This is a genomic window from Candidatus Accumulibacter contiguus (assembly GCF_036625285.1).
In the GTDB taxonomy this organism is placed as follows: domain Bacteria; phylum Pseudomonadota; class Gammaproteobacteria; order Burkholderiales; family Rhodocyclaceae; genus Accumulibacter; species Accumulibacter contiguus.
The window spans coordinates 54,591-75,143 of record NZ_JAZKUC010000001.1 but is presented as its reverse complement, the minus strand read 5'-3'; the positions used below and the strand labels follow the sequence as shown (position 1 = coordinate 75,143).

At 65.8% G+C, this 20,553-nt stretch carries 13 protein-coding genes; 1 reads left to right on the top strand and 12 read right to left on the bottom strand.

Annotated elements, in window-relative coordinates; translation table 11 throughout:
• The first annotated feature begins 19 nt into the window (after positions 1–19).
• Positions 20–1,045: a hypothetical protein gene (locus tag V5B59_RS00330; RefSeq protein ID WP_169069538.1), complete on the top strand. Its 1,026-nt coding sequence runs from the start codon at positions 20–22 to the stop codon at positions 1,043–1,045.
• Positions 1,046–1,129: 84 nt separating this feature from the next.
• Here the strand turns inward: V5B59_RS00330 and V5B59_RS00325 are convergent, their stop codons facing one another.
• The 12 genes from V5B59_RS00325 to V5B59_RS00270 form a co-directional block, all read right to left on the bottom strand.
• A complete protein-coding gene (locus V5B59_RS00325) occupies positions 1,130–2,329 on the bottom strand; it encodes a VWA domain-containing protein (protein WP_169069537.1) in 1,200 nt (399 codons plus the stop codon).
• Complete coding sequence (locus V5B59_RS00320; protein ID WP_169069536.1) at positions 2,326–4,647, bottom strand: DUF5682 family protein; 2,322 nt, start codon at positions 4,645–4,647, stop codon at positions 2,326–2,328. Before V5B59_RS00320 ends, V5B59_RS00325 begins: the two co-directional genes overlap by 4 nt.
• Before the next feature lie 11 nt (positions 4,648–4,658).
• On the bottom strand, positions 4,659–5,747 hold the full coding sequence (locus V5B59_RS00315; protein WP_034914910.1) for an ATP-binding protein: 1,089 nt from the start codon (positions 5,745–5,747) through the stop codon (positions 4,659–4,661).
• Between the two features lie 25 nt (positions 5,748–5,772).
• Positions 5,773–7,299, bottom strand: a complete 1,527-nt coding sequence (locus tag V5B59_RS00310) for a DUF5691 domain-containing protein (protein ID WP_034914898.1) — start codon at positions 7,297–7,299, stop codon at positions 5,773–5,775.
• A complete protein-coding gene (locus V5B59_RS00305; RefSeq protein WP_248594697.1) occupies positions 7,296–8,636 on the bottom strand; it encodes an SWIM zinc finger family protein in 1,341 nt (446 codons plus the stop codon). Before V5B59_RS00305 ends, V5B59_RS00310 begins: the two co-directional genes overlap by 4 nt.
• A 256-nt stretch (positions 8,637–8,892) precedes the next feature.
• The gene (locus V5B59_RS00300) at positions 8,893–10,098 is read right to left on the bottom strand and encodes a DUF3142 domain-containing protein (RefSeq protein WP_169069535.1); all 1,206 of its coding nucleotides are present in this window, start codon (positions 10,096–10,098) and stop codon (positions 8,893–8,895) included.
• Positions 10,095–10,913 (bottom strand): YfaP family protein, encoded by an 819-nt coding sequence (locus tag V5B59_RS00295; protein WP_169069534.1) that lies wholly within the window; start codon positions 10,911–10,913, stop codon positions 10,095–10,097. Before V5B59_RS00295 ends, V5B59_RS00300 begins: the two co-directional genes overlap by 4 nt.
• Positions 10,910–11,728 (bottom strand): YfaP family protein, encoded by an 819-nt coding sequence (locus V5B59_RS00290; protein WP_169069533.1) that lies wholly within the window; start codon positions 11,726–11,728, stop codon positions 10,910–10,912. Before V5B59_RS00290 ends, V5B59_RS00295 begins: the two co-directional genes overlap by 4 nt.
• Positions 11,725–13,416, bottom strand: a complete 1,692-nt coding sequence (locus tag V5B59_RS00285) for a DUF2300 domain-containing protein (RefSeq protein ID WP_248594704.1) — start codon at positions 13,414–13,416, stop codon at positions 11,725–11,727. The genes V5B59_RS00290 and V5B59_RS00285 overlap by 4 nt, the downstream gene beginning before the upstream one ends.
• Positions 13,416–18,068, bottom strand: a complete 4,653-nt coding sequence (locus tag V5B59_RS00280; RefSeq protein ID WP_308240060.1) for an alpha-2-macroglobulin family protein — start codon at positions 18,066–18,068, stop codon at positions 13,416–13,418. Before V5B59_RS00280 ends, V5B59_RS00285 begins: the two co-directional genes overlap by 1 nt.
• Entirely contained in the window at positions 18,002–18,721 is a 720-nt protein-coding gene (locus tag V5B59_RS00275) for a DUF1175 family protein (RefSeq protein ID WP_169069598.1), read from the bottom strand. Before V5B59_RS00275 ends, V5B59_RS00280 begins: the two co-directional genes overlap by 67 nt.
• Positions 18,721–20,349: a DUF2138 family protein gene (locus tag V5B59_RS00270; protein ID WP_169069531.1), complete on the bottom strand. Its 1,629-nt coding sequence runs from the start codon at positions 20,347–20,349 to the stop codon at positions 18,721–18,723. The genes V5B59_RS00275 and V5B59_RS00270 overlap by 1 nt, the downstream gene beginning before the upstream one ends.
• Positions 20,350–20,553 lie beyond the last annotated feature (204 nt).

Sequence of the window (20,553 nt, the reverse complement as noted above, 5' to 3'; positions counted from 1 at the left end):
GACACTACAAGGAGTATCGATGGGGATTCTCGACTGGCTCTTCAGCGGCAACGACGAGGCGACCGGTTCCACGGTCGACCCCGCGGTCATCGAGCAGCGCATCGAGCAGCTCATTCGCATCATCGATCCGCGCCTGAAATTCGTCGCCGGCTACCGCGGCAAGCTCCGGCCGGCGGTGGAGCAGGCGGTGCTCTACTGCCGCGAGATCGAGGCAGGGATTCCACCCGCCATCGAAGCAAGCGCCAAGGTCTGGTCGGAGGACCCGAGCTTGCGCGCCCTTTTCGCCAGCGCGCGTGACATCCCGAGGGTCTTCAGCCGCAGCCAGGCGATTCAGGATTTCTTCGAGAACACGCCCGATGCGGAGCACGTGTGGGCCACATTGCGCTTCGTCTGCCGTGAGGCGACAGGCTTCGGCGTGGCGGCTGACGGTGGTGTGGTACAGAACGACGTGCTGCGGACCTGCGTTTCTTTTACCGAGAAGAAGCCGGTCTTGCCAAGCGGCTGCGAGCACGATGCGCGCATCGAAATCCGGCGCCGTGCCTTCAAATTTCTGCTCACGGAAGCGCTGCAACAGATCACATCGCTGGATATGCAGCGCAAGGATCTCAGGGAGCAGCGCTCGATGTTGCAGACGCGGCTGATGATCTTGAAGGGCCAGCGTGTCGGGCTCGAAGCGATGCTGGAAAAGGGCATTGGTGCGCGACAGAAAATCGAAGACGTGGAGCGAAAACTCTCCGAGAACGAGCGCTCCCTCGCGGCATTGGCAGCGAGCGCTGGTGAGACGCTCGAACACGTCATCGGACGTGTGCAGCACGTGCTCACGCACGGACCCGACTACATTCGGATCGGCATGACGAAGTTGCGGCTCGACCAGATGAACGTCCTGGTACCCGAAGGAACTGGCGAGGCCGCGGTCGAGATCGTACTGCCGAAAGTGGTGGTGAGGAGTGCTCCGGTGGTCAACCTGCTCGCCTGCAGCTTTCCCCGTGCAGAACTCATTCGCTGCAGGAGCTTGCTCCACGAAGCGGGGCGGCTGCTCGACTGACGCAATCACCCTGCCCCGTCAGGTTCGCCGGCCAGCTCAGCCAACTGCTGCGCGAACACCGCATCCCGATCGATTTTCTATCCTTTATCGAGCTGCCCGGCTCGTCACCAAGCCCTGACCTGCTGCCCAGCTAGCGACATCGTCACGTCGAATCGCAGCGGCCATCAGGCCAGGAAAGGCATCCGGGGTACAGGCAAACGAGGGCACACCCAGGGCGGCGAGTTTGCCGGCGAGGTCTCGATCATAGGCAGGTGCACCCTCGTCGCTCAAGGCCAGCAAGGTGATGAACTGCACGCCGCTGTCCACGAGTTCTGCGGCACGGCGCAGCAGCATCGCCTCGACGCCGCCTTCGTACAGGTCGGAGATGAGGACCAGAATCGTGTTGCGTGGCTCACGGATGATGGATTGGCAATAAGCCACCGCAGCGTTGATGTCGGTGCCGCCACCCAGTTGTACACCAAATAACAGTTCCACTGGGTCGTCGAGCTGCTCGCTCATGTCAACCACCGCCGTGTCGAATACCACCAGTTTGGTCGCGACTGCCGGTAGCGAGGCCATCACTGCACCGAAGATGCTGGAATACACCACCGAGGCTGCCATCGAGCCGCTCTGGTCAATGCACAGCACGACCTCGCGTTGTGGCCGATGTGCCTTGCGGCCATAGCCGAGCAGCGTTTCCGGCACGATGGTATGGAACTCGGCCTGCCAGTGTTTCAGGTTGCTCCGTATGGTTCGATTCCAGTCGATCTCGCTGTGGCGCGGTCGGCGATTGCGCTGGCTGCGGTCGAGCGCGCCGCTGATCGCTGCGCGCAAGGGCTCATCCAGGCGCTTCATCAGTTCATCCACCACCTTGCGCACCACCATTCGCGCCGTTTCTTTCGTGCCGGCGGGAATCACCCGTGACAAGGCCATGAGGCTGGCAACCAGATGCACATCGGCCTGAACATTGCGCAACATCTCTGGCTGCAACAACATCTCGCGCAGGTTCAAGCGCTCAAACGCATCGTGCTGCATGACTTGCACCACCGAGGCCGGGAAATATTTGCGGATGTCCCCCAGCCAGCGCGCCACGCTCGGCGCCGAGCCGCCACGTCCGCCACGCCGCTCTTTGGAGTGCATGCCGTCAGGACCCTCGGGGTCATAAAGCGCCGACAGCGCCTTGTCCATTTCGGCCGCTGCGCCAAGCGGGGTTCCGCAAGTCGATTCCGCCTCACGGCCGAGCACCAGCCGCCAGCGTTGCACGCCGCTTGGTGCGCCCGGCGGGATGGAAATCCTTGGATTCATTGCTGCACTCCCAGCAACTGGCGCAGTAGCGGCAGCGGCAGGGCAGCACGCTCTTCGTTCCAGCCGGCAAGCGGTTTCGGCATGGCTGCGACCACCCTGCCCTGTCCGGCACGTTGTGCCAGAGCACTGCGCTCGCTGGCGCTGAAGGTCGAGAAGGTGCGTCGTACCAGAGGCAGCACGCGGACGAAGTGTTCTTCGCGCAAGCCCACAAGCCACTCGTCCATCAGCTGCCATACGCGCATATCATGGAGAAGCACCAGCGCATTGCGGTTCAGGAACCCCTCCAGCCAGGCTGCGGCCTTGCTCGGCTCGGCCCCCATGGATAGTTCGAAGGACATCGCCTGCGCGACCTGTTCAACCGACCAGACCGCATCGTCGAGCAGCAATCGAACCGCCACGCCTTGCAGCAGTTGCCTGGTGTTGGTGCTGCTTGCGATCTGCTGCAGTGCCTGCCGCCATGCCTGGGTCTCCTCCTGGCCCTGGCGCAACGCTACCGCAGTGTGAGCGGCCAGCAATTTCTCGCGCAGGCTCTGAGCGGCCGCATCGTCCACGTTACGGCAAGCCAATGGCATGGCGATTGCGGCGCGTACGATCAGGCCGTCCAGGACCTGCGCAACCATCGCCGCATCGGTCTGACGCACGTTGCCGTAGCGGAACACATTTGCCAAAGGCGGCAGCGTGGCCAATAACTGCAGCACATCGCCGGTGAGCGCTGCTCGGCTTTGCAGCGCCTGCGTGACGGCTTGCACTGCAGCGTCCAGGTCGGCCAGCAGGACTCGATCCACCAGGGCGGCAAGTTCGGCCAGATCACTGACGCGCCCGACCTTGTCGATCACCAGAGCGGTGGCAGCCTGAACCAGTGTCTGCCCCCACTGGCTGGCCTCAATCAGTTGCAACAGAAACTCGGGCTGCCACTGCAGTATCCACACTTCGTGGAAAGTGCCATGCGAGCGGCCCACTTTGGCCAACTCACCCCAGGGCACATCGAGCAGCCGCAAGCGGTGCAGCAAATGGCTGCGGGCCAGGTCGTTGCTGTTGCGCAAATCCAGATCGAGCGTGCGCTGGACGGCCTCCGGCTTGAGCCGCAAGGTTTTCTGCGCCTGTTCCAGATCACGCTGCAGGGGTACGGTGGGTACGTCGGCAGGCACGCTGCCCAGTCGGTCACCCACCACCAGTTCGTCGGCGATGAAATGCAGCAGCGAATCGTCCCCCATGGCAAAGACCGAGCGTGTGGCCTCCTGCAATTCTTCCAGTCCGGCAGCGGGACGCTCGCGCATGGCTGCAAGCGCATCGGCCAGGCGCGTGGCTTCGATCAGGTGGGCCGACGAGCAGTCCAGATCCCGTTCGCGCATCAGCCGCGCCACGCGTGCCAGCCAGCCGACCGTGCGCAGCTGCGGGAGATGCTGGCTGCGCCACAAATGCTCATACCAGCCAGGCGAAACAATGCCGGCGCCATAGCCGCTGCTGCGCGTGAGGTGCCGGTAGGTCCACGGCACCCAGGTGGACTGCACCTTGACCCTGGGCAGACCCTTGAGCAAGGCCTGATCGGCTTTGATGGTGACGGACGTCTGCAGGGCACGCAAGTGCCAGGCGCCACAGACCACCGCAATGCGCTCCGCGCCTGTTTTTTGTGCCTCGCGCAGGCACTGGCGCATGTGCGCTTCGCGCAGTACCTCGCGCTGCGACTCCTGTGGGTCATCGCGCTGCTCACCCCAGTCTGCCCGCAAGGCGGTCATGGCTTCGGCGACCGCGGCAAACAGCTGTTCGCCGTCGCCGCGTTCCTCCACCATGTGGTTCCACCAACTTTCGCCATCGGCATAACCGGCGGCGTGCGCCAGCCAGTTCAGCGGGTCGCCCGCACGGTCGTCCTCGCTGGCTGCCGGGTTCGCCGGAGCGCCTGCTTCTGCGCTGGCATCATCCCGGTGGTCCTGTGCAGCGGGAGCTTCTGCGTGCGCGGGTTCCGGACACGCTTCGTCCGCTTGCCGATGTGCCTTTTGCAATGCCAGGTCATTTGCCATCGGCAGGTCCATGAAGCGTACCGGCACGGCATGCAATACTGCCCAGCGTATCGCCTGCCACTCCGGCGAAAACTCGGCGAAGGGGTGATACACCGCCAGTTGTGGCTCGTCGGGGCAATAACTCAGCAAGGCCACCGGTGGCTGCATGCCCTCGGCCAGCACGGCCTGCAGCAAGCCCTCGCTTTCCGGCGGACCCTCAATCAGAATGCAATCGGGTAGCAGGGCGTCAAACGCGCGCACCAGGCTGCGAGCACAACCGGGGCCGTGGTGACGTATGCCAAAGAGATGCGGTGCAGCCATTGCGGTGGCGATCAGGTTTGCTGCTCGCGGCAGGCACGGTACAGATCCTTCCAGTCGGCGCGTTCTTTCACCACCGTTTCCAGATACTCGTTCCATACGATATTGTCCTGGATCGGATCCTTCACCACTGCACCGATCAGGCCGGAGGCGAGGTCATGCGGGCGCATTACGCCATCGCCGAAATGGCCAGCCAGCGCCATACCGCTGTTGATGACAGAGATTGCCTCGGCGGTCGATAGCGTAGAGGTGGGCGACTTGACTTGCGTTCTTTCATCGGCGGTCCGGCCACTGCGCAGTTCTCGAAATATCTGCACCAGGCGCCGGACCTCCTTGAGCGCCGGCGGCTCTGCCGGCAATTGCAGGGCACGGCCCATTTCGGCTACCCGTTTGACGACGATCGAGACTTCTTCGTCTTCACTGGCGGGCACCGGCAGCACCACCGTATTGAAACGACGCTTGAGCGCCGAAGACAGCTCGTTGACCCCCTTGTCGCGGTTGTTGGCGGTGGCGATGACGTTGAAGCCACGCCTTGCCTGGACCTCACTGTTGAGTTCGGGGATGGGCAGGGATTTCTCCGACAGGATGGTGATCAGCGTATCCTGCACATCCGCGGGGATGCGGGTGAGTTCTTCGACACGGGCGATCTTGCCGGTCCGCATGGCATGCATCAGAGGACTCGAAACCAGGGCTTGTTCAGAAGGCCCATGCGCCAGCAACTGCGCGTAATTCCAGCCGTAACGCAATTGTTCTTCACTGGTGCCTGCCGTGCCCTGGATGAGCAGCGTCGAATCGCCGCTGATGGCCGCAGCCAGGTGTTCCGATACCCACGATTTGGCGGTGCCGGGCACACCGTACAGCAACAATGCCCGGTCGGTTGCCAGCGTTGCCACGGCAATTTCCATCAGGCGCTGATTGCCAATGTATTTGGCGCTGATCGCGAAACCGCTGTCGAGCTTGCCACCCATCAGGTAGGTGATGACGGCCCATGGCGACAGATCCCAGTTTTGCGGGCGGGCACGCGTGTCGTGCCTTTTCAGTTCCGACAGTTCTTCGGCAAATTGTGTCTCGGCATGTTCGCGGATGGCAGTGGATGCGGTCATGGTGTCCTCGGGTTCGAGCAATACGTTAACAATTCAGGGCTTGCCGCGTTGCGATGATCTGCCTGACGGTATGCCATAGTTCTGGCAACGCCGGCTTGCCGGCAGCTTCGCCGGATAGCTCTAGCACCTGCTCCAGCGCCGCACCCTGCAATACACAGCAAAGCTCCGGCAGGGCGGAACGTAGCGCGTAATCGTTGCTGAAGTCGGCATGCTGTCCGACCGCTTCGGCGACAGCACTGGCGATGGCCAGCGACAGACTGGCTGACAGGCATTCACCGGGTGGGCAGGCCTGCAGCAGTTGATGGAGCAATGTTCGCAACCGGGATTTGCCATCCTTCAACTGCTTTTCCCAATAGCGCTCGCGTCTCGCCAGGGGCAACAAGGCGAGAATGCTCATGTAATTGTCGGCAGACGGTGTCTCCGGCGAGTGGTCCAACAGGGCTTCGCACCAGGCTACCTCCGGTTCGACAGCCAGCGCGTGGCGCCATGCCCGCAGCAGAGCCTCCGCCCAGTCACTGGAAATCGCCCACTCGACCAGATCGCCAGGGTTCATGCCGGTATATCGGACCCACCAGGCCAGTGGTACCTGCCGGGCCAGTTGAAACAGCCACCAGGCCCGTTCGCCAAGCGCGTCGTGGGTGGGCCGTGTCGCTTCAATGCCATCGGCTTTCCATTCGTCCGCCACGGCGGATGGCGCGTCGAGCCGCCAGTGTTTGCGCAACAACACTCTTTCCTGCCGTAACAGCGCCTGCATGCGCTGCTGTGCCCGCTGTACATGGGCACAGTCGGGCAGTCGCTGCAACAGACCAAGCGTCACCTGTTTCACCTCGCGGCTACGGTCTCTGCGCAAGCTGTCGAGAAGCGCTTCATCGTCCATCGACAAGCCGGTTGCCAGCTCGCCTAGCAGCTCGGCACGTTCGCGCCCAGGCAATTCGCCGAGGATTCCGGTCAGCCGTTCACGCGCCGCAGAAGGATTGCGCCGGCGCTCCTCGCGCAACAGCGCGCGCCGTTGCGCCAGACTGCCTTCCGTCCAGCGCACTTCCTCAGCCGCCGCAGCCTCTACGCCAAAAGCATAGTTCCAGGCGGTATTCTGCCCTGCCAGCCAGACACCGCGCTCACCCAGAACTGGCTGCAATGATTCGCGCAAAGCCAGCGAGCGGCGGCCTTGCTCCAGTGCCAATGGCAGCAGATCGATCGGCAAGCGACAGCCCTTTTTGGCAAGCGACTGAAAAACAAGCTGCTGCAGGCGTTGCGGCCCTTCGCGCAGAGCCCAGGCCAACAAGACCACGGCAGAAGCGTCATCCACGGTGGGCAGCACTTCTCTGGCCGCTGCAGCCGGCACGGGCCCCGGCCAGGCCGTGCCCTGCACGCCGGCCTGAGCGCAGGTAGCCAAGACGGCGGCCATTTGCAGTACACGTTGAGCGGTGTGGTCGCCAAGCACAGCAAGCTCGGCCAGCAGATCACCGATCGCTCCAGCAAGCTCGGGCACCACGGCAGCCTGCCGTTCGGTACCGACCATGGCTACCGGCAGCAATGCGGCCCAGGTACTCACTCCGGACTCCTTTGCCACAGCCCATCGACCCCCCATGCGCTGAGCGGCCGCAGTGCCAGGCCATCCCATTCGCCCATCATCGCGAGCGGGTGACCACCGCTGTAGGCGAGCAATCTCCAGGTGTCGTCATCGCCCAGATGCAGCGCTACGGTTTGGCCTTCGACAAGCAAAAAAGTATGGTCACCGGCCCGCAGGGGTACAGCCGCGGACAAAACCATCGGGTGCAAACGTACCCAGGGGCTGCTTGCGACACGTTCGGCAACCGTCCGCCACTCGGCGCTCAAGGTCGAATCCGGCCATCGGGTCTGTGCGCTTGCCGTCACCTCGGCGACCAGTGCCCGTAGCATGCTGGTGCCCGGAAAAAAGGCCAGGGTTGCTTCGACAGTGGAGCCGTTCAGCCAGGACTGCTCGAATCCCTTGCCGGCGAAGGCATGCTCCAGCAGCAAGGCACGTCGGCCACTGTTTTGCCCATGTAACCACACCCGCCGTTCCGTCAGGTGGTCTTCGTTCTCTTCCCTGATTTGTCCCAAGACGGTCCACTGGTCGGCCAGACGTTTTCCTGTGCTCAGCACCTCGGATTTTTCATACGGCCAACCCGCAATGGTGCGAAGTTCGGCCTGCATCTCCGGAGACAACTCTGCACGGCGGCGAATTGCGGTGCACAGCAAATACAACAGGCCGAGGCGATGCAACAGCCGCTCAGGCCAGTCTGTGCCCCGGCGGATGCCTTGCGCTGCCTCCCGCACTCTCAATGCCAGTCCGGCAGCCTGTGCATCCACCATGCGCGCGGCCATGGTATGCCATCCAGCGAGCTGCTCATCGCCGATGGCGCCCAGCCCGCGGCCGATCTGATCGTACAGCCATGCCTGCAACTCGGTCGCCGCACCTTCGATGCGGCTCCAGCGCTGTGCCTGGCGTTTCAGATCGCGCTGCTCGGCGACTTCGGGATCGACAGGAGTGGCTGTCTCCTGGCGCTGCTTTTCCTCCTTCTTCCGTTCTTTCTCGGCGCGTGTGCTCAACCATTCGCTGACCCAGGCCGGGGCGTCGGTCTGGGTGAATAGTTCCTCCTGTTTGGCACGCAGCAGCAGCAGCGCCAAGGCATGCTTGCAGGGAAACTTGCGGCTGGGACAGCTGCAACGAAATACCGGGGTGGCGCCGGTGATCCCGACTTGTGTCTGGTACGGTTTTGATCCGCTGCCTTGACATGCACCCCATACGGCGACATCGTTCGCACCCAGGACCGGCCACCGGGCAGGCATCACCAGCGCGCGCGCCGCATTCGCCGACGACGCATCCGGCGCCAGCGCCAGCACTGCTTCTGCACCGATGACGGTCAAAGCGCAGGCTCCCAGATCACCTCTTCGCGAATACCCACGCAGGAGGGAAATCGCGGTAGGCCATCGAGTATTTCGCGCAGCCACCAGCCAGTGATCATGAACTTCCTATGCGAATGGGTCTTTGCCGCCATAGGGATGAATGGTATCAGTTCTCCCGAGTTGTCGCTGGCCGCAGATGTACTGGACGACATGCTCGTCATCCGGCCCGGATCGCTTCGAATCACCGCTGGAACGGTCGCCCCTCGCTCTCCACCCCTTACTCGTCAATCCACAGGCCGCCAGGCCCCGACGGGCAGTCCGCGAGGCCGACGCTGACTTCGCTGCCGGCGCGCAACAGCGCTTGTTGCGAACGCAGGAAGAGGCTGTCTTCGCCTTGTCGTTCGAGAAGGTAGCTCTGACTCCCCGTCAGGCCACGGCATGGGGCCTGGACGATAAGGGTGGCGGGGAGCGTCGTGTCCATGATGCCTGCGTTGCGCAGCACGATGCGCTGCTGACCCGGCTGATTGCCCGGCCGCAGTTCGGCGGACAGCCGGATCGCCGTTTCAGTATCGCGAATGACGGCACGCCAGGTGGCGGGCGTCCAGGCCCGCTGGTCGCCGGCAAGCGGCAGGCGGAACCAGACGACACCGGACAGCCGCGGCGGCGGCGACTTTTCGAGCCAGCGCAGAAAGGCCGATACCGTGGCCGGAGGCGCGAACAGTTCGCGTCCCTGGTCCGGCACGCCAGCGACCCGATAGGGATCGACCGGCACTTCGCTCTCGATGGCCCTGATCCGCCCGCGCTCATCGACCACAACGCGCGAGCCGTAGGTCGGCAGCGCCACCCGGAAAGGCTTGTCGATCCGGCGAGCGAGCTGGCTCGTCCAGGCACGTGCGCCGGCGGGATCGAACAGGCTGCGCGCCGATCCGTGCACCGCATGGAGCTGCAGGACGATCTCGTCGGCCGTCGCCAACAGTCCGTCCAGCTCTGAGGCAGCCAACCAGTCGGGCAGCACGGTCAGCGACAGCCGTCGTCCGGAGGGAAGCTCCTGGCGCAGGGCGGCGAGAAAACGCGCGTAGTCGGCGAGTTGGCGTGTACCGCAATCGTGATCGATTTCGATCGTCGTCGATGCCGGCCAGTCGCGCTGCAAGGCGACGATGCCGGCAATCAGCTGCGCGCGGTCGAGCGTCGCCAGCGGCGCTTCGATGCGTACGACAGGAATCGCCGGGCGACCACTGACAGCCAGTGCCGCCGGGTCGACGGCAAGCCGCCGAAAGTTGCCGCCGGCATCGACCTCGCCGGCCAGCACCCGCCAGGCGCGCACGAGGTCGGCCGAATCCCGCAGTGCCGCAGCCAGTGCTGGCGACCAGCGTCGCTGCCAGACATAGGCCTCGTGTTCGAGAGCCTGGGGGCCTGCTTTCTCTGCACAGGCGGCGAGCAGCATGACCGCCAGCAGCGCGACTGGCAGCCGGCGAGCGATCACGGGTAGACGAAGGACTTGACCAGAGTCAGCTCGCCGGGGCGACGCAGGGGAACGCGGAAGACCTGCAGCTTTTCGTCGGGCGTGCCTTCGCGGGTGATGATCGCGACCTGCGCGATGGTGATTTCCTGTCTCTCCGCTTCACCGTATGCGCCCATCCCGGCACCGAAGTAATTGACGTAGATCTGCCAGTTGCCGTGCGGGGGCGACGGGATGGCGTAGATTTCCGGGCCGTAACCACCGGTGACATCGACGTCGAGTGCGCCGCCGTTCTTGGCAATCCGCTCGCCGAAAAAGACATGCTGACCATCCGGAGAAACGACATGCAGATCGATGTCGGTCATGTCGCTGTCCCAACTGAGAACGACGCGCAGACCGACCCGCTGGCGAGTCGGGTTGGCGTCGTAGAAATTGACCCTGCGCACCTGCCGGCGGTCAGCGCTCCGTACTTCGACACTGTTGGCACCGGGCGGAAAAGCGTAGGGACGGGCAAAGAAACCATCCGGGGTGACGCTGAGCGGCATGGCAACGCCATTGACCACCAGCAGCTGCGGCGGTCTGGCCTTGGCCGTCGCGGCGCCGGCGATTCTGCCGCGGATCGCTGCGCCGAGTTCGCCACCATCATCACTGCTGCGCGCCCCCCCGGCATTGACCCGACTGGCCGGGTAGTGGACGTCCTGCAGGTGCTGCGCCGACTCGCCACCGGAGTGCTTCCAGCCACCGCGCGGCGCGTCCAGCGAAATCTGGGCGTCGGCCGCCGCCACCACCGCAAGTAGCGCGCACAAGGCCAGCGATTGGCGGCTCGACAGGTGACTCATTTCTTTTCTCCGTAACGCAGCGAGCGGACAAAGGTCAGGTCGCCGACGCGGCGCAAGGGGACAACCACGGTCTCCTGGCGCTCGTCGGGAGTGTTTTCGTTGCTGACGATGGTGATGCGGGTGGTGATCAGCGGTTTGTCGTGGGCATCGGGATCGAAGTTGTAGCCGGCGGCGTTGAAATTGCCCCAGTAATTGACATAGACGAGATAGTTGCCCGACAAGGGCGTTGCCGTGGAAAATATCTCGGGGCCGCCACCATCGACGCTGTCAACGTCCAGGCCGCCGCCACGCTTGAGCAGTGGCTGCGCCCAGAAGGCATGCTCGCCGTCGGGCGTCAGGATGTGCAGATCGACTTCGGCACGCGGATCGTCCCAGCCGAGGACCACGCGCAACTTGCTGTGCGTCTTCTCGGCATGGTTTTCGTAAAACTGCAGACGGCGACGAGTGCCGCCTGGGGCGACGATCTCGACGCTGTTGCTGCCTGGCCCGAAGGCCCAGGGTTTGACGAAGCGCCCCTGCGCATCGGTGTACAGCGGCATGTCGATGCCGTTGACGATCAGTCGGCCGGGCGGACGATTCTTGCCCGCCTGCCGCAATTGTCCTTCGATCAGGGTGCGATTTTTCTGTCCACCACGATCGACCGGCGGTTTCGGGTAAGCCGCGACGATCGCCGATTCCTTGTCTTCGGCGAGACTGCCGTTACGCCAGCCGCCGCGCGGAGAGTCGAGGACGATGCCGGTGTCGGCAGCGGTGGCCGCGGTGGCAACGAGCAGCAGCGCTACGGGGATTCGACGCTTGCAGGTCCGGGGAATCATGGCATGTCCAGCAGGGTACGCGCCGTCCGTTCGATGAAGTCCTCGTCGCGGCCACGCGGATGGTTGGCAAGAGCGAAATGCAGATACTCGTGAGCGATCGTCAGCCGCTCATTGGCACTGCCGATCCCCGTCGCGTAAATGCGGCCGCGCTCGAGGTCAGCATAGGGGTTGCCATGATCGAGGCGGCACACGCGCGGCAGTGGCGCCGGCGTCTCGAAACCCGGGACGCCGGCGAGCCGCCGCTTCCAGGTGCCCTGCCGGCCAGCCAGCCAGTTCTCGGCACGGCTCAGCGGCTGACATTCGCCGGCATCGGCTTCACCGGCGATACCGAAGCCGGCGCCACCGTAGGCGCTCTCGAGGATTTCGTCCCAGCGCGCGCCGGCGTTGGCGCCGGCCACGGCGGCCTGCCACGAGAGCTGTTGCGCTGCGCTGCGGGTCTGGTGGTAGCGACCGGAGACGCCACTCAGGACCAGGCCATCGCTCCACTCGGCGGCGCGCAGGGCGGCCCGCTCCGGTGGCGCCGGCGAGACGCGCTGGGTGCGGCTGTCATCGTCGAACTCGTAGCAGCCGCGGCCATGTCCGGCGTGGCGCACGAGATAGGTACGTGCAGCGACCGCCAGCGCACGCGCTGCCGCCGCCGGCTGCGCGCCAGCCTCGCGCTGCAGCACGCGGGCGACATACTCGTTGAGAGCGAAGCGGCCGCTGATTTCCGGGCGGCTGGCGGAACGGCCGAGGCTGAGCTCGCCGCTGCTCGCGAAGAACAGGCGGCGGGCGTTGCTGAAACGCGCTTCGACACGACCGCGTAGCGGGCCCTCGGCTGCCGGACGGCCGTCGACCAGCACTTCCGAGAGCGGGTAGCGGCTGAAAAAACGGACGCGTACGCAAGCCTCGTCAGGCGGTGTCGGCTGCGGCAACTGGCCGGCCAGCCACGGCGCCGCCTGCTCGATGACCTGGGCGCTGCTGCCGCTGCCGCGCAGCCACAGCGGCGTTCCATCGGCGAGCCAGCCGGCGAAGCCGCCAATCCGTCTGCCCTTGCCGTCATTCCAGCTCCAGGTCTTGACGCGCAGCGAGTTGCCCAGATGCGAGAGCAGCGGGCGGGCGCGCGCTTCGAGGCTGACGCGCTGCAGCGCGGCCATCGTCTGCCGGCGCGTGTCGGCGTCGATGGCTGCCAGCGCGGCCAGCAGCGAGCGAACCGTGACTTCGCTGGCCGGCTGCATCTTGTCGAGTTCGAACAACCACGCCGGTGCCTGCGGAGCCTGACGCAGCCAGAAAGCCCGCCAGTCGGCCGCCGACAAGGCGAGCCGACGTGGAGAAAAATAGAGGCCGCAGGATTTGGCCAGTGCCGCATCGCGGCCGATGCTCTCGCCGGGGGCACAGCAATACGATTCCTCGCCGGGGTCGCGGCCGCTGCAGTGGTAATCGGCCGGCTGGCGCGTGCCGGCGCTCAGGTAGGCATGCACAAAGACCTTCCACAGGCTGCCGAGCGGCGTCGTTCCGGGTACCGGCATGGCCTCGCTGCCGGCGGCGGAAACACGCAGCGCGGTGGGCGCTTCCGGGTCGCCGAAGACCAGTTCGACAGCCGGTGCCGCCGAGATCCGCGCAGCCGCCAGCAGCAGCCCGGTGGCCAGGCAGTACAGCCGGCAGCGCACTGGCAGGCCAGGGCGTGGTGGCGGCGGGAGTCCTGTCATCACTTGACCTGCACGCGCCTCTCCGTCACCGCCTCGAAAGCCTTCTCATCCGGCTGGTACATGCGCTGAAAGCGCGCCGGCGGCAGAACGAAGCTGCCGCGACTGCCAAAGCGCAGCAGATGACGGAAGACACGGCCTTCGGAAAGCTGGTCGACGGGTACCGCATAGGACAGCTCGCCGGGTTGATGACGCGCCTTCTCCATCGGCACGACGGTATCGCCGTCCAGACCGCGCAGGCGAATTCCCCAGGTTCCGCGCTCGACATCGGCACCCGGCGGCAGCGGCACCTCGAGCAGACCGTAGCGCAGCGACTGCCCGGCGCTGGCGCTGAGCCTGATTTCCTCGAGGTACAGTTCGTTCGAGCGCAGGTCGCCGTCCGCCGCCGCTTCGGCCCTGAATTCGACGGCCTCGCCGGCCAGTGCGGCGCCTTCGGCAGGTGGCTTGTCGGGCGGCTTTCCGGCCGGTTTGGCGGTCTCGGCGACCACCAGACGGTAGAGGCGTCGTTCGAGCTTGACCGGCAGCTTGCCCTGCTCGGGTTCGGCCGAACGGTAACGAACGAAAGCGCTGAGCGGCGCAAGTGGCGGAGTGGCAAGGCTGATGGCGACCGGCATTTCCCTGTCGGTCCAGCGCCAGGTGGCTGCGCCAAACGGGCCGCCGTGCCGCTGCCAGCTCCCCTTGAGGCCTGGCGGCGCGCTTTCCGGCAGGGCACTGCCGCCAAGGGCCTTGTTCCACCAGGTGAGCGCCAGGGCACGGTCGAAGGTGGGTGCGCCAGGGCCGAGCGTCGCCAGCCAGCGCGCAGCGTCCTCCGTCACCGCCCCCTTGCCCTCCATCGCCAGCAGCGCCTGGCCGAGGGCTTCCGGCTGGGCGCGCAGCGACTCGCGCGCGGCATCGATCGCCTGGGCGAGTTCCGGGGCGATGGGGAGCTGCTGCTGGCGGGCCATCTGGCTGATCAGCAGCAGGCTCAGCGAATTGGCCGATGCGTTCGTGCCACCCAGCCAGAGACTGTTGCGACCCGGGCTGCCGGGCTTTGCCGCGGGCAGCGTTGCGGCTTCCTGGATGAGACCTTCCAGGAGGTTGCGCACCGGCAGTTCCATTTCCTGCAGGAACCACACGGCCAGTACACGCAACTGCAGCGGCTCCTTGGCGGCATGCTTGCTGTAGGCTTCCAGGCTCTGCCGCCAGTGCGTCGCCGGCAGTTTGAGGCCGAGCGCGCGCGCGGCGTGCCAGTCGGCGTAATAGGCGTAGGCGGTGAGCCAGGCGCTGTCGGTGGTGCCCGGCCCCCACCAGCCGAAGACCGCTTCCGGCCCGGCCATCTGGACCAGGCGCAGTCGCTGCGTGGCGATCGATTGCGAGATTTCGCGCACGCGCGGCGCATCGGCGGGCAGGCCGCGATAGACGAAGCTGAGCGGCAGCAGGCGGCTGGCGGTCTGCTCGACACAGCCCCACGGAAAATCCAGGAGGTCTTCGGCGATGCGCGCAAACTGCCCGGCGCTGCCCTGCGCCAGACTGATCCGGAGGTCGCGCGCGTCCGCCGGCAGCGTCAGGCGCGTCTCGGCATCGCGCAGTTCCAGCGACTGGCTGCGTTCGGAGAGCCAGGCGGCGGGCAGGACGCCGATCGCCTGGCGCAGGCTGTCGACTTCCTTGCCGCCCTGCGCGAGCACGATCGCCACGTCGCCGCCGACGGGTTTGTCGAGGGCCAGCGGGAGGTTGTTGGCTCCCGGTTGCAGCTCGACTTCGCGGCGTACGGCCAGGCCGCCGCCACTGGCGCTCAGTTGCACCTTGGCCGTGGCGCCGGTCTGGTTGAAGGCGACGAGAGTGGCAGCGGGGCGGTCGCCCAGGCGGAACGTCGTCGGACCCGTCCATTTGGCGTAGAAGTCCTTGTGCGACTCGACGTGCCGCGTCTGCTGGCCGACCACGCCGCCGGCAGTGATCGCGCGCGCGGTGACCCGCCAGCGGGTCAGCGCATCGGGCATGCGGAAGCTGACGCTGACCTTGCCGTTCTCGCCGGTCATCAGCGTCGGCCACCAGCCGGCGGTGTCGGTATCGTCGCGCCGCGGACGCTCGAGAACCTTGACGCCACGTTCCGACAGCGAACGGCGGACCGGCGCGCTGCCCTTGGCCGGCAGACGGGCCAGGTCGTAACCGATGAACGACAGGCTGACCGTCGTGCGCACGTTGTTGCGGCGCGGGTGATAGAAGAAGCTGCCGATGCTGGGCGCGATTTCCGGTTGCAGTACGTAGATCATCTCGTCGACGACGCCGAGGTTGACGAGAGCCGGCGTCGGCCGTCCGGCGACCCGCGTTTCCAGTTCGAGGGTGACGGTCTCGCCCGGAGCATAGCGCTCACGCGGCGTGCGAATGGCGACTTCGACACCCGGAACGGCAACGCGCAGGCCCTTGTTCTGGAAGACATAGTCGCCATTGGCGAGGTAGAGGACGGAGAAAGTGACATTGGGGCCATATTCTTCCCGGACCGGGATGTCGGCCCGCCACTGTGCCGGCGCCACCTGGCTGACGCTCAGCCAGCCAGCCTTGCCGCTGAGCAGTGCGTAAGCCTCGACCTGATCGCGTTCGAGCGTCAGCAGTGCATCGCCGACCGCCTGCGGGAAAGTGATCAGCGCGTGCGCCGTCTCGCCAGCCTGGTAGTGTTCCTTGTCGAAAACGATCTCGACGCTGCCCGGAATCGCTTTCATTCCCTCGCCGGAAACCCAGTGGCTGGTCGCCGCGAGCAGGTTGCCCCTGGCGTCACGCAGGCTGACGGTGTAGGAACCCGGCTCGGGAAAGGCGAGTCGCGCGGAACCGCCATCGGCAAGCGAAGCCTCGGCGAGAGCGCCATCGCGCCGCTGCCGGTCCTCGAGACGGAGAATCTCCCAGCGCGTCGGCTGACTGCCGGGGCCGGCCTTGCCCTGCGGCGTGTAGCGGAAATCGACTGCCTCGCCGGGGCGGGAGAAATAGGCGGGCGCGCTGATCTGCCAGAGGGTGGCGCCACGTTCGATGAGGATTTCCTTGGTCGCCCGTACGCGATACGCGGCGCCGTCCTGCGCCAGCACGCTGAGGATGTAGCGAGCAGGCTCCTCGGCCGGCGGCAGGCTGAAGACAGCGACGCCGTCGCTGCCGGTTTTCAGTTCAGCAGCCTGGATGGCAATGGGAAACTGTCCGCCATAACGCAGTTCGCCTTCGACCATCGTCAGTGGCTGCGCCCGCGCCGTGATACGGACCAGCGCGCCGGTCACCGGCTTGCCATCGGGATAGCTGAGGCGAATGCGTCCGCCGACTGCCTCCCTGGTCTTGAACTCGCTCTTGTCGACGACGATGTCGGCCTCGAAATGCGGCTTGACATAGTCGGCAACGCGGAAAGCGGCCCCGTAACTGTCTTCGCCCCGGACGAAGACGAGTTCCCAGCCGCCAGCCTGCGCCGCCGTCGGCAGGCGAAAATCGGTCTCGCCGCCCTTGGCCGAATCGTAGCGCAGCCGGCGGGTGAGAACCTCGGTCCCCGCCGGGTCGATGACCGTGACGCCAATTTCGCCCGAGGCGACCGGTTCGGAGCGGCGGGCGCTCCTGAATTCCCGGCCAAGGAACTTGACCTGGACGAGGTCGCCGGGACGGTAGAGCGGGCGATCGGTGACCGCGTAGATCTTGGCGTTGTAGATCTCGCTGTCATGGTAGAAGTTTTCCGAAATGAAAACGCCGCCGGCCGGATCCTGACCGTAGATGTAGCTGGTTTCCGGACTCGTGGCGGCCAGACGAGCGACGCCATCGGCGCCGGTGCTGCCGGTCTTGAGGACGCCGATGCCGTCACTCCAGACGACGTCGGCACCACCGACGGCAACGCCGTCCTTGCGGCGAGCGGTCCACACCAGCATTTCCGTGGCGGCATTCTTGGTCACCGCCACGCTGTCCGAGACGAATACCAGGGTCACGGCCCGGTGCTTGCCGACCGAGGCTTCGACCAGGTACAGACCGGGCGTGCGCTGCCCGAGGGGGACGCGAACGTTGCCTTCATTGTTCGGCAGGAACTCGCTGCTGCTGCCGGCGAGCTTGACGTCGGCCGGCGGCACGATGGGTTTGGCGCGATGCACCGGGTAGCGGAAGCGGTCGCTGAGCGTCAGACCAGGCAGTGGCGCATAGGCGGGCGGGTGGCGCAGGCGCGTCGGCGTCAGGATTTCCTTTTCAGTCTTCAACTCGGGCGCGGCGGCGGTCGTCGCCCGGCGTGCCGCCGGCGAGAACAGACGTTTCCAGGCAAAGCGGGTGTTGGCCCAGATCTTGTCCCAGGAGAGCTTGAGCATGTTGGCCATGCCTTCGGGCTGCGGCTTGGCCGGTACCTTGACGCGGTGCAGATTGCTCTGGGCACGCAGGAAGCCGAGCGGATCGGGCACCCGGTAGACGGCGATGTCTACCCCGCCGTATTCGTCCAGCTCTGCCGAGTCGCGCTGGATTTCCAGACGCACCGAGGCTTGTTCGTCAGACGCGTAGCTGGTCTCGGCCAGCAGGAAGAACTCCTCACCGGCAAGCGGGCGATAGTTGGAGTTCGCTGCGGCCATCTCGGCGGCCGTTGCCCGACCGAGAATGCCCAGCAGCGCAAGGATCAGCGTGACAAGAAGGCCAGGCGGTAATAGCCGGCGAAGTTGGGGTTGTCGTCGCGTGGTCGCCACCGTGTATCCTTCCATTGCAGCAGTTGGGCCGGCGTGACCGCACGCAGACCGTGGTCGTAGACCGTCTCGGCAGCCGGCCGCCGCCTGCCGCTGCCCTGCTCCGGCGTTGCCGCCGGCGGCTGGCCGGTGTGATAGGCGATCCAGCTACCCATCCAGATCATCAGATGCTGATCGTCGCCCTGATCGAAAAAGAGCAGGTCGCCGGGTCTGGCCATGGCGCTCTCGCGGCCGAGCCAGCGGCTGTTCTTCTGGATCAGCGCCAGCGCCGTGACGAAAGCCTGCTGCTCTCCAGTCAAGGTCGTCCAGCCATTGAGCAGCGACGCCTGTTCCGGTCGCAGTTCGACTTCCGGCGGCAGGCGGCCGCTGAAACCATTCGCCCGGCGCCAACGCAGATCATGCGGGCGCAGCGCTTCCGCCACCGCAAAGCGCGCCAGGCCGGCACAGTCGCGATGGAACCAGCGCGGCGACGGGCCGCGGCGAATCTGGTCGGCGGCGATGAACGACATCCAGGCGCGGCAACGGTCGGATTGCACGCCGTCGAGCAAGGCCCCGGCGAACGGCGTCGGATGGCCGGCGTCGAGGGCCGTCGCCGGTCGCCAGACGGCACTCAGGGACAGGCATCCGAGAGCGCCGAGGAAGCCCCGGCGCTTCATCACCGGGCATTCTCCTGCAGCGGCCTGATCTCCAGGGCGACGAAACCGTCCTGGCCGGCGGCGGCGGGAACTGCGACGCTCGCCTGCTGTTGTTTCCCCCAGGCCTCCAGGCGCGGCCAGAGGCGATTCCGGGCCACTTCACGAAAAAACGATTCCTCATCGGCCGGCAGCACTTCCTGCACTTCCGCACGCACGAGTCGGGCCACCTGCGGCGGGTCGAAAACCAGCCAGCCGGAAGCGCGCAAACCCGGCTCGTCGCCCAGTGCCGCAGCTTGCTTGGCAGCGACAGCGAGTGCCGCTTCCACCTGGCGACGGTCGGGAGAAAAGAAGATCGTCCCGGCGTGCCAGGCGAGCGCGGGCTCGAAAGCGCGGGCGCCGCCGTCGGGCTGGCGGATGCCGTGTCGCGAAGGGACGGTCGCGGCGTGGATCTGGCTTGCAGCTTCCTTGGCCGAAGTGTTGACCCCGGCGACGGACCAGGATTTTTCTGCCAGGCGGGCAATCAATGGGCCCGTATCGGGCGGCAGTACGCCAGCAGCGCGCGCGATGAAGAGCGGCGCCGAGAGCCGGGAACCGGCATACCAGCACACTGCGGCGATCGGATCCAGGGCAGCGAGTGTGGGCGGTATGGCTGCGTCCTTGCCGAGCAGCGCTGCCAAAGGCTCCGCGGTAGCCGGCCAGTCGACCGGCAGCGCGGTACACAAGGCGGCGCCGAGCGGTGCGGCGCGCCAGATGCTGGTCGTGTCGTGCGTGGAAGCATGGTTGGTCTGCTTGAGGCGGAGGCTGGCCTGCCAGTTGCCATCCTGATGATCGAGACGCAAGCCGGCCAGCGCCGGCAGGAAATGCGCGTAGCCCAGCGTCAGCGCCTGCTGAGCGATCACGAAGGAGTGCTGTGCGGCGGTCGACCAGGGAAGCTTCGCCTGCCACGGGTGGCCGCCGCGCAGCAGGTCGCCGAGAACCGCCTCGGCATCGCCGGTCAGCATGCCTTCAGCGTCGAGCGCGAGTGCCGGGTCGGACAGGAATACCCAGTGCTCACCGCGCCCGGCAAAAGCGAGTGTGCGACCAGCGCCGTAATCGAGCGCGTACAGGGTGATCTGGTCACCGCCCACGGAAAACCTGCCGGCCTGTTTCAACTGCCGATCGTCGAGAGCGATGCGCGCAAATGCTTCACTCAACTTCGCCAGCACGCCACGTTCCAGCCGGGCAACGAAATGCTCGGGGCGTCCCTTGCCCGAGCGCCATAGCCCGATTTCCGCAGGTCCAGCCAGCAGCGTCGATAGAAAACGGTCCTCGATACCGATCTTGTGCTCATAGGCGAGGCGGCGCAGGCTTCCCTCGATCGACAGCCGCGCCTCGTCCTCTTCGTAGTGAAAGACCAGTTGCTCATCCACCAGGCCGGCGAGAATCGGGGCAGCCGCGATATCCTTCGGCAATTCGGCCAGATTGCGGGTGGCGAGCAGCATTTCCGGCTGTCGCAGGTCCACCTGCAGGCGCGATACCCCCTTGTATCGAGGCACCTTGTGCCAGTAGCGGTAAGCCCCGAAGGCGAGAACGATGGCCAACAGCCCAAGGAAGACATAGAGCCCGCGACGGCGCCCCCGCAGGGCAGACGGCTGTGACTCAGTCAGCATGGGCGACCACCACCAGGATAGTCCGGGCACGCGGGCTGGCGTCGGGAGCGGTGGATGGGTTGACGGGCAGGACGACGTAACGTCCGCTGTCGTAATCCTTCCCGCACTGGGCACGGCAAAGTACTCGTCATGTCAAGTCCTCCCCTACTCCCTGCAAACCGTTCTGCCTGCGATCCGCAACCTTCTGCATCGTCGGGATCGCCA

Bases quoted from the DNA above. Each gene is read 5' to 3' on its own strand.
- V5B59_RS00330 (WP_169069538.1), top strand. From the start codon at position 20: ATGGGGATTCTCGACTGGCTCTTCAGCGGCAACGACGAGGCGACCGGT.
- V5B59_RS00325 (WP_169069537.1), bottom strand. From the start codon at position 2,329: ATGAATCCAAGGATTTCCATCCCGCCGGGCGCACCAAGCGGCGTGCAA.
- V5B59_RS00320 (WP_169069536.1), bottom strand. From the start codon at position 4,647: ATGGCTGCACCGCATCTCTTTGGCATACGTCACCACGGCCCCGGTTGT.
- V5B59_RS00315 (WP_034914910.1), bottom strand. From the start codon at position 5,747: ATGACCGCATCCACTGCCATCCGCGAACATGCCGAGACACAATTTGCC.
- V5B59_RS00295 (WP_169069534.1), bottom strand. From the start codon at position 10,913: ATGAGTCACCTGTCGAGCCGCCAATCGCTGGCCTTGTGCGCGCTACTT.
- V5B59_RS00290 (WP_169069533.1), bottom strand. From the start codon at position 11,728: ATGATTCCCCGGACCTGCAAGCGTCGAATCCCCGTAGCGCTGCTGCTC.
- V5B59_RS00285 (WP_248594704.1), bottom strand. From the start codon at position 13,416: ATGACAGGACTCCCGCCGCCACCACGCCCTGGCCTGCCAGTGCGCTGC.
- V5B59_RS00275 (WP_169069598.1), bottom strand. From the start codon at position 18,721: ATGAAGCGCCGGGGCTTCCTCGGCGCTCTCGGATGCCTGTCCCTGAGT.
- V5B59_RS00270 (WP_169069531.1), bottom strand. From the start codon at position 20,349: ATGCTGACTGAGTCACAGCCGTCTGCCCTGCGGGGGCGCCGTCGCGGG.